The sequence below is a fragment of the Vibrio sp. Y58_MX_L22 genome, assembly GCF_024181865.1.
Lineage (GTDB): Bacteria > Pseudomonadota > Gammaproteobacteria > Enterobacterales > Vibrionaceae > Vibrio > Vibrio alginolyticus.
This window is the reverse complement of sequence record NZ_JAMZAN010000003.1, coordinates 386,776-400,463: the sequence shown is the minus strand read 5'-3', so window position 1 is coordinate 400,463 and position 13,688 is coordinate 386,776. Positions and strand designations below refer to the sequence as shown.

Sequence of the window (13,688 nt, the reverse complement as noted above, 5' to 3'; positions counted from 1 at the left end):
GACTATTTAAGTTTCTGATGGACCCGATAGCTAACGACAAAGCCAATGTAGAATAGTGCAGCAAGAGTAATCACTGCCGTCGCGTACGCCAGCAGGCTGTTTAACCCTAAACCAAAAGCCAAAGTGAAGGCGATACCATGAATGGCTTCCGCAGGGATTCGGTACCAAGCAGCGTGGACGGAAGATCCGAAGAGGATAAAGGTACTAAGTAAGACAATCGTGCCGCCTATAAAGCCGACCCATCTGCTGTTGTTCATGTTGCAGTCTCAGGGGTTACCGAGGTAACGTAACAAAATATTTCAGGATCGTATTATACAACCGATCATCGCGAAAAGCGCTAGAGAAATTTCGCGGATAAAACAGAGTGTTTTAATTCGAACAAAAGAATACGACCATAGCCAACTTAATACAGGAATAACAAAACATGTTGAGATTTATACAACGTCGTCGCATTAAGAAAGTGATTAAACTAATGAGTACCAGATTGGTGGTGGGATACGGCAGTCGTGAGTATTTTTCGGTTGGTCAGGTAAAGACGAGCACCAGTGAGTTAAGCGCGTGCCAACAAAAAATTGCGTTGGCATTATATGCGGATCCGCAAGATCTTGATTTGGAAAATCAACCAGAGTTGCAAGCAATACGCTCAGACGTGGCGCATGATTTCTTTTCTGGTGCCGATTATACCGCTCAAGATGTGCTTCATTTACTCGGCTCTGGTGGCTGGAAAGGTGGCCGAATGGAAGATGGAATGTCTCATCATTTTGGTATGCACAGTCGCTATTAAAAACATGCGTTAATTTTATAAATTCGATAAATATTTTTGCTGTTAAAGATTAATTAAATTTTCTTTCAATTGGGTAACAATTACCTAATTATGCACCCGAATCCCAGCGCGTCGCTGGACTGGTTGGATTGCATACCATGAAATTAATCATCAAAGGATTGGGGCTGAGTGCTCTTGTGCTCAGCATGTTTGCTCATGCAGATAGCAAAACGTTGAACGTTTATGCATGGGGTGGCTATTTGCCGGAAGCATCGTTAAAAGTGTTTGAAAAACAAGAAGGCGTTACGATTAATTATTCGACCTTTGAGAATAATGAATCAATGTACACCAAGCTAAAATTGCTAAAAGGTTCTGGTTACGATGTGGTTTTTGCTTCTGCGTACTTCATTGAAAAAATGGGTCGAGAAGGGCTGCTTTCGAAAATAGATCACGCTCAAGTGCCAAACATGCAAGACACAATGGACGGCTTACTTGGCCAAGCGCACGATCCTAAAAATGATTACTCGCTGCCTTATATTTGGGGCATTACCGGGATCAGCTACAACGAATCCATGGTTGAGCAACCAGTGACCAAATGGGCAGACTTATGGGAGTCTCAATACGAACAACAAGTCATGCTGATTGATGACGTTCGCGATGTGTTCGGTATGGCGCTGAAGAAAAATGGCCATAGCGTGAACACAAAAGACGAAGCAGAAATCGAGCAGGCTTTTGATTCTCTAGTCGCGCTGAAAAACAACGTATTACTGTACAACTCAGATGCGCCGCAAGTCCCTTACGTGTCCGGTGAAACATCGGTCGGCATGCAATGGAACGGCAACGCATTCCAAGGACAAGTTGAAATGCCTGAGCTGAAGTTCGTGATGCCGGAAGAGGGCGCGGTATTGTGGATGGACAACTTCACTATTCCGTCTGGCAGTAAAAACAAAGCATTGGCGCATAAATTTATTAACTTCATGTACCAATCAGAGAACCAAGCGGAAATCGTGACCAGTTTGGGTTATGCGTCGGCAACGAACGCAGGGCGTGACAAATTGCCAGAAGAGTTGAAAAACAACCGTACTATTTTCCCTTCATCAGAAGACTTGAAAAAAGGCGAGTTTATTAATGATGTTGGAGCAGAAACGTTAGCGATTTACGAAAAGTACTGGCAACGTTTAAGAACGCAATAAGCAACGTCTTTGCCTATTGTTAGGCTTAAAATCGTTCAAATTTGGATTCCCCTCATCACGAAAGTGGTGAGGGGAATTTTTTATAGGCTTTGTACTGCGAGTGTTGCTACGCGGCACGCTTTACGAGGCAGAAGTGCTTTTTACCGCGTTGCAGTAACCAATATTGATCAAACAGTGGGAAGCTTAAACTCGGGTTATCAGCCGCCACTTTTTCACCGTTTACACTGATGGCGTTGTTGCTGATGTGTTCGCGTGCAACACGCTTCGAACTTGCTAAGCCCGACTCAATCAACAGCTCAACCAAATCTTGTTGTGTGCTCTCAATGCTTGGTAAACCATCCAACTCCAACTGTTTTAATTCACCCAAACTCAGCTGTTGCACATTACCGCTGAATAAAGCTTGAGTGATGCGCTCGGCACTGGCGAGGCCGTCTTCGCCATGAACAAATCGCGTCATTTCTTCAGCGAGAATACGTTGTGCTTGTGGCTTGCTTTGGCTTGCTTGGTCTTGCGCTTCAATGCTGGCAATTTCTTCGCAGCTCAAGAATGTGTAGTAACGCAAGAAGTGGTAAACGTCGGCGTCTTCTGCGCCAAGCCAGAACTGGTAGAACGCGTAAGGAGAGGTTTTGCTAGGATCTAGCCATACTGCGCCGCCTTCGGTTTTGCCAAATTTGGTACCATCGGATTTGGTGATCAGCGGCAGAGTTAAGCCAAATACTTGCTCACCATTTTGACGGCGAGTTAAATCGATCCCGCTGACGATGTTTCCCCATTGGTCATTGCCACCGATTTGCAAACGGCAACCGTATCGACGGTTTAGCTCGGCAAAATCGTACGATTGCAGTAGGGCGTAGCTAAATTCGGTGAAGGAGATACCTTGGTCAGGTCGTTGCAGGCGTTGTTTTACCGATTCTCGGTTGACCATAGTATTGATCGAGAAGTGCTTACCCACATCGCGGAAGAAGTCGATCACATTGATCGCTTTCATCCAGTCAGCGTTGTTCACCATGATCATCGGCTTGGTCAGTTGGTGATTCATCAACTGATGAATTTGATTAGAAAGATCGTTAACCCAGCCTGAGACGATTTCCTCTGAGTTCAGACTGCGCTCAGTCGCTTTAAAGCTTGGGTCGCCAATCATGCCCGTTGCACCGCCAATCAAGGCAACAGCTTGGTGTCCGGCATCTTGAAAGCGCTTAAGCATAATCAAAGGCACGAGGTGGCCGATATGCAAGCTGCCAGCTGTAGGATCGAAGCCGCAGTAAACGGTTTGTGGCTGTGAGAGAAGTGTCTGAATTTCTTCCAAATCGCTGGCTTGTGCAATCAAGCCACGATCTTGTAAATCTTGCAGTAATGGTGTCGTCATTCTTTTTGTCTGTTTTAGTGGTTGTTGTATTCAGACTAAAACGCGACACCTTTTCTCGATATATCCCTTAAGGGACAGTTTTTTATCTTGAATGGAGAATGAGGTGATTGAGGAAAAGCTGGAATAACTCACTCAATGAAGACACATTTAATTGCGAGTAAATTCGCTTTCGATGATTTTTGACCGTGCCTTGAACTAAGTGTAACCGCGCGGCAATTTCTTTGGTGTCAAACCCTTGAGCGAGAAGCGAAGCCACCTCTTGTTCGCGACGGGTGAGTGATTCTACGCCAAACGTTGCTAAAGCTTGCTCAATGGCTAATCGCATACTGCCAGAATAAGCACTCTGTGCAAAAACAGGCTCAGAAAAGGTAAATTCCGTTTGTTTCCAATGCTGCTGACAAAGCGACTGAATTATCGGGAAATAGGGCTTTAGCTTATTGATTTGTTGCTGAGAAAAGTATTTTCCATCAGTCATATATCCGAAGTACAGCATGACCCAACGGCCAGATTCAACTTCGACTAGCATGCTAAGCTCGTCTTTCCACCCTGTTTGATGATAGAACTGCTCGCAGTATGAGGTGAAGTCAACGCCTTTACGCGCCACGTCTTTGAGCGTAAATACGCCTTGTTGCTTTGTCTCGTTTAGTTTGAGAAAAAAAGGGTCATTTTGAAATGAGTCAGTAAGGTAGCGTTGAAAAAGTAACTCTCGCTCGTTCTCAATTGAGTCGTAGAGATAAATAGGATGTTTACCTTCTCGGTAACCTAAAATAACTGCGCAATCAAAATGAAAAAGAGTGCGAATGACACGCATAAGTTTAGGAGTAAAGTTAGGCGTGTTAAGAGCAGAAATTGCTTCTGCTAGCAGATTATTAAAGTTATTGTCAGGCATGGGATACCGAATTGCAGGTGGTTTTGCGCAAGCATAACCAAAAGCAATCCAACGAGAAAGGGAAGTCGCCATCTTCTGGTGACTTCCATAGAGAAAGTTGCGTAAGTGCTCAGTTTTGAGGATTCATATCCCCGTTAACTTATTGATAAGGGTGCATAACAACGGTTTTATTTAAGCGATTAGTTGCTATGCATTACTGCGAGTTAGTGAGCTCTTCGTTAACCCAATATTTAGAACCAGACACGTTAGCATCGATGAGCAAACCTTTAGCGTTCAACTGATAGACGGCGACGCCGCTGTTAAATTGTTTTGAAAGTTGCTCTGAATCTTCGCCCGCAACAGCAGAGGCTTCACTTGTGGCCTCCCATCCTTCGTTGACGAACGTATCAAAGTCTTCTTTGCTCTCAAACAGAACCACTTGTTGGTAAAATTTGCCGCCAGCCCCAAGTGCAACGCCCAAACCAAACATATTCATATAAGTGCGTTCTTCTGTTTCCTTATTCACTGCGACTCCTGACCCTGAGTTGGTGTGAAACAGCAAAGATAATTTACGAGAATCAAAGACCGCGTAGCCGTACGCGTTGTCGTAAATAGCTTTTGCCTCCGGCTTTTCATTAAATAACTTGAGCAAAGCGCTATCTGCCATTAAGTCCACGGCTTGGCGAGCTTCTTCTGGCGTATCGCCTTCCATCAGCTCATCAATTTTTTTGTCGGCAGCATCTATCCATTCTTTGCTTTTCTCGATGCTGGCTTCTGTCCATTCGCCTGCGGTATTGATCGCTTCCTCGGACCAATTCGTGAAATCTTGCCACGCTTGTTTTGAAAACGCTTTGGTGTCGTCCCAAGCATCTTGTGCAGTATCAGAAACTGCGTCGCCAAGCTCAGACATTTTATTGGAAATTTCATCCCAATCGGCATAAGCAGGGGATGCCAGGAGCATCAATGTAGTAAGGAGTGCGATAGGCTTTTTCATCAAATTCTCTCTGGAGTTATCGATATACCATTCATTTTAGGTCATCAGACTTTGATAATGAAATTGACTAAATGACGAACTTGAGAGAGGAATCACGAACTGATTGTGAAATGACGTGTGAATAACAAAGCCCTCACAAGGGGAGTGTGAGGGCTAGAGTTTATCGTGTGTTACTTGCTGCTAACTTTACCTAGTTTTAACCAAGTATCGATAACCGTATCTGGGTTTAGTGATACAGAGCTAATACCTTGATCCATTAGCCATTCCGCTAGGTCGTCGTGGTCTGATGGGCCTTGACCACAAATACCAACGTATTTGCCTGCTTTTGTTGCCGCATCAATCGCCATCTGAAGCATCACCTTAACCGCTGGGTTGCGCTCATCAAATAGATGTGCGACATCGCCAGAGTCACGGTCAAGACCAAGCGTTAGCTGAGTCATGTCGTTTGAGCCAATCGAGAAGCCATCAAAGTACTTCAAGAACTCATCGGCAAGGACCGCGTTGGATGGCAGTTCGCACATCATGATGACTTTAAGACCCTGATCGCCACGGCGCAGATCAAACTTCGCTAGCAAATCAATCACTGATGCTGCTTCGCTTGGTGTACGCACAAATGGGATCATGATTTCAACGTTTTTCAGACCCATTTCGTTACGAACGCGTTTGATTGCTTGAGTTTCTAGCTCGAAGCAGTCTTCAAACACTGGAGAAATGTAACGAGACGCGCCACGGAAGCCAAGCATTGGGTTTTCTTCATGCGGTTCGTATGCTTTACCGCCAACCAAGTTGCTGTATTCGTTAGACTTAAAGTCAGACATACGAACAATAACGCGTTTCGGCCAAAATGCCGCAGCAATGGTTGCGATACCTTCTGTCAGTTTGCTTACGTAGAAATCGATAGGATCTTTGTAACCACGAATACGCTGAGTGATTTCTGCTTTTAGCTCATCGCTTTGTGCATCAAAGTTAAGTAATGCTTTCGGGTGGATACCAATCATCTTATTGATGATGAATTCAAGACGCGCAAGACCAACACCTTCATTTGGAATTTGTGCGAAGTCAAACGCGCGATCAGGGTTACCCACGTTCATCATCACTTTTGTTGGTAGCAGTGGCAGTTCATCAACAGAAGAGCGTTTTACATCAAACTCAAGTTCACCTTGGTAAACGTAGCCCGTTTCACCTTCTGAACAAGATACGGTCACGGTTGCACCATCGGTTAACTTGCTTGTCGCATCGCCACAGCCAACGATTGCAGGAATACCAAGCTCACGAGCGATGATGGCAGCGTGACACGTACGGCCACCACGGTTGGTTACGATTGCAGATGCTTTTTTCATCACTGGTTCCCAATCTGGGTCAGTCATGTCTGTAACTAGCACGTCACCTTCTTGGACTAAAGACATTTGGTCCAGAGAGTCAACCAAGCGAACCACGCCTTTACCGATGCGCTGACCGATTGCACGACCTTCAACCAAAACATCCGCTTTGTTTTGTAGCTCGTAGCGCTCAATCACGTTTTGTTCCGTTTGTGAACATACGGTTTCAGGACGCGCTTGAACAATGTACAGCTTGCCATCAATGCCATCTTTTGCCCATTCAATGTCCATTGGACGCTGATAGTGCTTTTCGATGATCATTGCTTGTTTTGCGAGCTCTTTAATCTCGTCGTCGTTCAATGAGAACGTGTTGCGCTCTTCATCAGAAGTATCAACGATATCAACTTGTTTGCCGATTTCTTGGTTATCTGAGTAGATCATTTTGATCAACTTAGAACCAAATGTTTTCTTAACGATTGGGTGTTCGCCTGCTTCGAGCATTGGCTTGTGAACGTAGAACTCGTCAGGGTTTACTGCACCTTGAACGACCATCTCGCCTAGACCCCATGAAGAGGTGATGAAGACAACTTGGTCGAAACCCGATTCAGTGTCTAGTGTAAACATAACACCCGACGAGGCTTTATCTGAACGCACCATACGTTGGATACCCGCAGATAGCGAGATGCCACGGTGGTCGAACCCTTGGTGAACGCGGTAAGAAATCGCACGGTCGTTAAATAGAGAAGCGTAAACGTGCTTAGTTGCTTCTAGTACTGCGTCGATGCCTTTCACGTTCAAAAACGTTTCTTGCTGACCAGCAAAAGAAGCATCAGGTAGGTCTTCTGCCGTAGCAGATGAACGAACTGCGACTGAAAGCTCAGGATTGCCTTCGATCAGTTCTTGGTAGTTTTCACGAATTTCTTGTTCAAGGTCCGCAGGGAAAGGGGCCTCTAATACCCATTGACGAATGTTTGCACCTGTCTTACGCAGAGCTTCTACATCTTCAACGTCTAGTTCATCGAGTAATTGGTGAATACGCTCATCCAAACCTTCGTGGTCAAGGAATTGGTTAAACGCGTATGAGGTTGTCGCAAAACCATTTGGTACAGAAACGCCTGCGTTTGCTAGGTTAGAAACCATTTCGCCAAGTGAAGCATTCTTACCGCCGACTTTGTCGACATCATCCATGGATAGGCCATTGAACCAGAGGGTGTTCTTTTGCATGTCTTTCTCCAGAAACATTGCAGCTTAGTAGGGGGACTTAAATCGATCTAAACAATCGCATGTTGGCTGTTATTACACGTTGACCATACATTGCTTCATTTAGATTGATATCAAAGGCAAACGATTACGTTCTGGCTGAAAAAAATTCAAAAGAATTTTTAAAGCTGTGGTGAACCTAACTGAAAGCCAAACTGATTTATTAATATTATGTGTACCATCCTACTCAAAAGATTTTGAAAAATTAAACAGAAATGCAAATAAATAACCAAAGTCGTGATGTATTCTATGTTTCTGACGGTACGGCGATAACATGTGAGACATTAGGGCATGTTGTTCTCGGTCAATTTCCGTTCATTCCTAACGAAAAAACCTTTCCGTTTGTAGAAAGCCAGGACAAAGCTACTGACGTAGTCAAAGAAATTGAAACTTCCTACCAGCGCAATGGCGTCAAACCTCTGGTCTTTTTCTCAATTGTCGTTCCAGAAGTACGTGAAATGCTGCTTGAAGCGCCGGCATACAGTTACGATGTGTTGGAGAGTATTGTGCAGAAAGTGCAAGACGACATTCAGATGGCACCAAAGCCTAAGTTGCAGCGTTCTCGCAGCGTGGGGAAAGATTCCGACACCTATTTTGACCGTATTGCGGCTATTGAATACACATTGGCGCATGATGATGGCATCACGCTAAAAGGGTTGGAACAAGCCGATATTATCCTGCTGGGAGTATCGCGCAGCGGAAAAACGCCGACTAGCTTGTACATGGCGATGCAATTTGGTTTACGTGTTGTGAACTATCCGTTCATTGCGGAAGATGTGAAGATGATGCGTTTGTTGCCTGAGTTTGAGATCCATCGTCATAAGTTGTTTGGGCTGACTATCGATCCCGAGCGCTTGACTGAAATCCGTGAAAATCGTTTGTCTGGAAGTGATTACGCTAGCACAGAGCAGTGCAAGCTGGAGCTAGACACTGTTGAGGCGTTGTTTAGAAGAGAGGCGATCCCATATATCAATACGTCCTCTCTGTCTGTTGAGGAAATTACTACGCGTATTCTGGAAAAAGCAGGAATGAAGCGTCGCTTGTTTGGCTAACAAGAGACGCTCATGTCGCTATGTGTAAGAGGAGGTAAGGTGTGTACCTCCTCTATCGAATGAGCCTTAGACAGAATTAATAGTATTGGAACATCTTTTGGATGTCTTGATAGTTTTTCGTCTGAGTCAGTGACAGCATCAGTAAGATACGTGCTTTTTGTGGGTTCAATGTACCTGCGGCAACAAAGCCATATTTGTCGTCATCAATTTCAGCATCCAAAGTCGTTGAGCCGCTAGGCGTTCGGGAGCTTCTTACAACAACAACGCCATCTTTACTCGCTTTCTCTAGCTCATCAAACACAGTGTGGTACAAGTTACCATTACCGACACCAGCACTTACGATGCCGTCAAACTTCGCATCCACAAAGGCTTTCACCGGCAAACTGGAGGCATTTGCATAGTTATAAACAATACCGACCTTAGGCAACTTAGTAAGCTTTGATACATCGAATGGGGTTTCTGTCGTATGTTTACGTTCTGGGCTTCGTTGATATTTGGCATCGCTATTATGAATGTAGCCGATAGCACCAAAGTTGGGTGACTGGAAAGTGCTGACGGAGGTTGTATTGGTTTTTGTCACATCTCGCGCATCGAAAATCGTGTCATTCATTGCGACTAGCACGCCACGTCCTTCTGAATCTTCATCGGTGGCTGTTACGACTGCATTGTATAAGTTGACTGGTCCATCAGCACTCATTGCGGTGGAAGGACGCATTGCACCGACGATCACGACAGGCTTTTTGCTCTTGACGGTCAGATCAAGGAAGTAAGCGGTTTCCTCTAACGTATCCGTACCATGAGTAATGACGATGCCGTCAACATCATCTTGATCGAGTAGCTCATTAACTCTTTTCGATAATTTTAGCCACACTTCATCATTCATATCTTGTGAACCGATACTGACCACTTGCTCTCCAGAAATATCGGCAATCTTGGTCATACTCGGCACCGCAGAAATCAATGATTCAACGCCGACTTTACCTGCTGTGTAGTTTGATTCTGTTGCAGATTGACCTGCGCCTGCTATGGTGCCACCAGTGGCAAGAATTTTAATGTTCGGAAGATCGGATTGCGCAAAAGAGAACGAACTGATGCATAAACCGAGGGTTATCGTACTGAGGCGGAAAAGATTTTTTGTCATGGGAATCACCTGCTTTTAGGTTAGATGTTGGTTGGGGAACAACCTCTATCCTAAAAACAGAACGGGAGAATTTTTGAGCACAAGCTCAACAAATTGCAGATGAAAATCGTGATCAACTAATCACTTAAAGAATATCAAATCAACCAGTTAACCTAATTAACGTGCTTCTTTAACAAGTGAGATGTGCTAGTAACGTGCACAACGTGTTAAGTCCTATAATTTATTGATTTATAAATAAAGGAGGTGGGAGTCTCGTGATGAGGTTATTAAACATGAATTTAGCCGTGCAATTTTCCAAAGTTTACAGTGTAAAAAAAGCGGCTTTACCCCGGAACAGATAAAAGCCGCTTGCCAATGATGTGTTAATTCACATCTTATCGCATAATCATTTGTTCACGACCAGGACCCACAGACACCATTTTTACTGGTACGCCCATGAGTTTCTCAATGCGTAGAACGTATTTCTGTGCTGCTACTGGAAGCTCTTCAAACTTACGACAACCTGTGATGTCCTCGCTCCAGCTTTCCATCTTCTCGTAGATTGGCGCAAGAGAGGCAGTTTGAGGCCAGATTGGGTTTTCGCTGTGGTCGCCTTCGTAGCCAACACAGATTTTCAGATCGTTAAGGCCAGTCAAACAGTCTACTTTCGTTAGTGCAATTTCAGTTGCGGCTTGCAGTTCAACGCCATTCTTCGTAGCGACTGCGTCAAAGTAGCCCATATCGCGTGGACGACCCGTAGTTGCACCGAACTCGCCAGCAAGTTCGCGGAAAGCGTCTTGCTCTTCCATTGCAGTGATCAACGTACCAGTACCCACTGATGAGCTGAAGGCTTTTGCAACCGCAATAACGCGTTCAGGACGAAGTGCCGGAAGGCCACTACCGATACCCGCGTACATTGATACAACATTAGAAGATGTTGTCCAAGGGTACTCACCGTAAACAAGGTCACGACCCGCGCCAAGCTGCGCTTCGAACAAGAGAGTTTTGTCTTTCGCTTGTAGTTCTTTTAGAGGAAGCGTTACGTTGCAAATTGAATCGCGCCAAGGTGCAGACACTTCTAGCAGCCAGTTCGCCAGTTCTTCAGCGGTTTGTTCAAACTCGAACGTCGGGTAAAGTGCACGCAGTTGCGGCAGTTTCCAATCCATCATGAATTGAAGGCGTTCAACCAATACTTCTGGTTGCTTCAACCAACCAACTAGGATGCCTTTCTTCATTACGCGGTCACCGTAAGCAGGTGCAATACCTTGACGAGTTGAACCGTATGCTTTGTCGCCTAAACGTTGTTCTTCTAGCGTATCTTCTAGTGCGTGTAGAGGTAGACACAGTGTTGCGCGATCAGAGATGCACATATTCACTTTTACGCCCGCTTCTTCAACTTCCGCAATCTCCTGAGACAGCAACGCAGGGCTGATAACCATACCCGGACCTAACACTGCCAAACAGTCTGGGTTGAATACGCCACTTGGTAGCTGGTGCAGCTTAAACGTACCTAGATCGTTAACCACGGTGTGACCCGCGTTGTTACCACCTTGGAAACGAATGCTCGCAGAAGCTTGCTCTGCCAAAAAGTCAACGATGCGGCCTTTGCCTTCATCACCCCAGTTTGCACCCACAACAACGATAGACGACATAATTTAATCTCCAAAAACAGATGCAAAAATCTTAAGGTGTTCGCCATAATAAGAGAAATTAATTATACTCATTAACTTGATAAGAATTTCATATCGGAATTGGCAATGTTAGATTTGAACTGGCTGCGAACCTTCGTAACTCTTGCAGAGGTAAAACACTTTGGTAAAACAGCGACGGAACTGCACATGACGCAGCCGAACGTAAGTTTGCATATCAAGCAGTTGGAGCAAGCCACGCGCACGAAATTGATTGAGCGAAATCCCGTGCAGTTGACGCAAGCGGGGAAGCGTTTGTTAGCTACGGCGCAGCGGATGCTTAATGAGCTGCAAATTTGTCAGTCGGATCTCAATGCCATCAACGATCTTACGCAGGGGACGCTTTCTATTGCGGCGAGCGATATTGTTTCACGTTTACTGCTTATCAAACCATTTCAGCAATTCAAAAGTGAATATCCGGGGATCGACTTGGCATTGTTCAACACCACATCTTCTCAAGCGGTGGATTTGGTGAAAAGTGCACGTGCCGATATCGGCTTTGTTATCGCACAAAAAGAGAGTCAACCGCTGCATTTTACGCCTCTCACGCAAATTCACTGGTGTGCGTTTGGCGATAACATTTTTGAGTGGCAAGACAATCGAAAAGAGAGCCAGACGCTGATCCTGCTAGGGCACGATACTCGAACCCGAGAGCTGATTGATGCGTCTTTACCTGAGCTAAATCTGCCTAAGCATCGCGTGATGGAAGTGGGCAGTGTGGAAGCACAAATCGACTGGGCGGAAGCGGGGTTTGGGACTGCTATTGTGCCGGATTTTTCGCTCGATCCGAGATTAAAGCTTTCTCGAGAAGTTACGCCTTTGCCAAGTTTTCCAAACACTGATTTCGGCTACATCGTGCGTCAAAATCAGGTGTTATCCAAAGCGGCAAAACAGTTGTTGGCTTGGGTTGGTGAGAATGTGTCGGTGGTTGAGGCCTAAGACGATGAAAGAAAAGGCCATGAAAGAGACGAAGATTACGATTTCGCTCCCATCCTTGATTCACCGTATTGGGGGCGACCATGCCAAGCGAGCGAAAACACTCGCAGCAGAAAAACAGTGCGATCTTAAGCGAATTAGACGATCTCGTCACTGGCAAATCTCGGGCGAGGCTTTGGATGTAAAAGCGTTTTTAGAGCATCTCAAAAACGAAGAAGCAGAGACGATGCGATTTGCGATCAACAAAATCGAACAAGCTCTACTTGCTCACCAAGACAAATTGGAACCTTTGGACGTGAAGTTGATACGTTTGGTGAGACAAAACCCAAACATCACCTTAGCGGAGCTGATGGCTGAAACGAACTGCACGTTAGTTCAAGCTCGCACGGCACGATTTGATGCTGAGTTGCTTTAAGATCGGTTTGTGGTTTACTCACTTTATTAACAGATGTTAGGGTACCGATCAAAATCACTCACTAAGACCATTTTATTATGGATATTTGGCAGCTTCTCCTTTTTATTCCTGCTTGCTTTGCTCTCAATATGGCTCCTGGCCCAAACAATTTATTGGCAATGAATAATGCGCGTTGTTACGGCTTTAGGGCCGCGTTTACGGCCAGTTTAGGCAGAATTGCTGCTTTTTCAGCGATGATTGCGTTGTCTGCATCAGGTCTGGCTGTGATTTTGTATACGTCAGAAATGCTATTTTTGGCAATAAAGTTGGTAGGGGCGTTGTATCTACTGTGGATTGCGTTCAACCTTTGGCGTTCAGAGTCCAGCCCGATCTCTGACTTGGACAATTCGCGCAATTACGCAGGACTTGCGAAGCAAGAATTTACGCTTGCTGCTGGCAACCCGAAAGCGATACTTATTTTTACTGCATTCTTGCCGCAATTTGTTGATGCCAATGCCAACGTTCAAGAGCAGTTTTTTGCCCTTGGCTCCACGTTTTTGATATTAGAAATGGTCGCCATTTCAATCTATGCCATCTTTGGTTTGTACTTGAGACACTGGTTTTCAAATCCAAAAATGGCGAAACGTTTCAATCGCGGATGTTCGCTGTTTTTAGCCGCATCAGGTGCGAATTTGCTACTAAGTAAGCAATAACAACACATCATCTCCGTAGATT

The 13,688-nt window shown here is 45.1% G+C and carries 13 protein-coding genes; 6 read left to right on the top strand and 7 right to left on the bottom strand.

Annotated features, from left to right (window positions below; translation table 11 throughout):
* Positions 1–2: 2 nt before the first annotated feature.
* On the bottom strand, positions 3–257 hold the full coding sequence (locus NL626_RS09510; RefSeq protein ID WP_005387084.1) for a hypothetical protein: 255 nt from the start codon (positions 255–257) through the stop codon (positions 3–5).
* Positions 258–424: 167 nt separating this feature from the next.
* Between NL626_RS09510 and NL626_RS09505 the strand changes: the two genes are divergently transcribed.
* On the top strand, positions 425–784 hold the full coding sequence (locus NL626_RS09505) for a DUF6559 family protein (RefSeq protein WP_253657270.1): 360 nt from the start codon (positions 425–427) through the stop codon (positions 782–784).
* Positions 785–921: 137 nt separating this feature from the next.
* A complete protein-coding gene (locus tag NL626_RS09500) occupies positions 922–1,956 on the top strand; it encodes a PotD/PotF family extracellular solute-binding protein (protein WP_053307190.1) in 1,035 nt (344 codons plus the stop codon).
* A gap of 106 nt (positions 1,957–2,062) precedes the next feature.
* On the opposite strand, the gene tyrS is transcribed toward NL626_RS09500, so the two are convergent.
* The 4 genes from tyrS to ppsA form a co-directional block, all read right to left on the bottom strand.
* A complete protein-coding gene (gene tyrS / locus NL626_RS09495; protein ID WP_253657269.1) occupies positions 2,063–3,322 on the bottom strand; it encodes a tyrosine--tRNA ligase in 1,260 nt (419 codons plus the stop codon).
* A gap of 82 nt (positions 3,323–3,404) precedes the next feature.
* A complete protein-coding gene (locus tag NL626_RS09490) occupies positions 3,405–4,211 on the bottom strand; it encodes a response regulator transcription factor (RefSeq protein ID WP_021707696.1) in 807 nt (268 codons plus the stop codon).
* Positions 4,212–4,404: 193 nt separating this feature from the next.
* Positions 4,405–5,184, bottom strand: coding sequence for a hypothetical protein (locus tag NL626_RS09485; protein WP_005373824.1), 780 nt, complete (start codon positions 5,182–5,184; stop codon positions 4,405–4,407).
* Positions 5,185–5,354: 170 nt separating this feature from the next.
* On the bottom strand, positions 5,355–7,727 hold the full coding sequence (gene ppsA, locus NL626_RS09480) for a phosphoenolpyruvate synthase (RefSeq protein WP_005373822.1): 2,373 nt from the start codon (positions 7,725–7,727) through the stop codon (positions 5,355–5,357).
* A 251-nt stretch (positions 7,728–7,978) separates the two neighbouring features.
* Here ppsA and NL626_RS09475 point away from each other — a divergent pair, with 251 nt between their 5' ends.
* On the top strand, positions 7,979–8,815 hold the full coding sequence (locus tag NL626_RS09475; protein WP_005373820.1) for a pyruvate, water dikinase regulatory protein: 837 nt from the start codon (positions 7,979–7,981) through the stop codon (positions 8,813–8,815).
* A 76-nt stretch (positions 8,816–8,891) separates the two neighbouring features.
* Here the strand turns inward: NL626_RS09475 and ansB are convergent, their stop codons facing one another.
* Together ansB and NL626_RS09465 are read right to left on the bottom strand one after the other, a co-directional pair.
* Complete coding sequence (gene ansB / locus NL626_RS09470; protein WP_213869136.1) at positions 8,892–9,956, bottom strand: L-asparaginase 2; 1,065 nt, start codon at positions 9,954–9,956, stop codon at positions 8,892–8,894.
* Between the two features lie 374 nt (positions 9,957–10,330).
* Positions 10,331–11,587, bottom strand: coding sequence for an adenylosuccinate synthase (locus NL626_RS09465; RefSeq protein ID WP_150917033.1), 1,257 nt, complete (start codon positions 11,585–11,587; stop codon positions 10,331–10,333).
* Positions 11,588–11,692: 105 nt separating this feature from the next.
* On the opposite strand from NL626_RS09465, the gene NL626_RS09460 reads away from it, so the two are divergent.
* The 3 genes from NL626_RS09460 (at position 11,693) to NL626_RS09450 (ending at position 13,666) form a co-directional block, all read left to right on the top strand.
* A complete protein-coding gene (locus tag NL626_RS09460) occupies positions 11,693–12,562 on the top strand; it encodes a LysR family transcriptional regulator (protein ID WP_253657268.1) in 870 nt (289 codons plus the stop codon).
* 19 nt (positions 12,563–12,581) lie between these two features.
* Entirely contained in the window at positions 12,582–12,974 is a 393-nt protein-coding gene (locus tag NL626_RS09455) for a ribosome recycling factor family protein (RefSeq protein ID WP_017819813.1), read from the top strand.
* 77 nt (positions 12,975–13,051) lie between these two features.
* Complete coding sequence (locus NL626_RS09450; protein WP_017633575.1) at positions 13,052–13,666, top strand: LysE family translocator; 615 nt, start codon at positions 13,052–13,054, stop codon at positions 13,664–13,666.
* Positions 13,667–13,688: the final 22 nt, after the last annotated feature.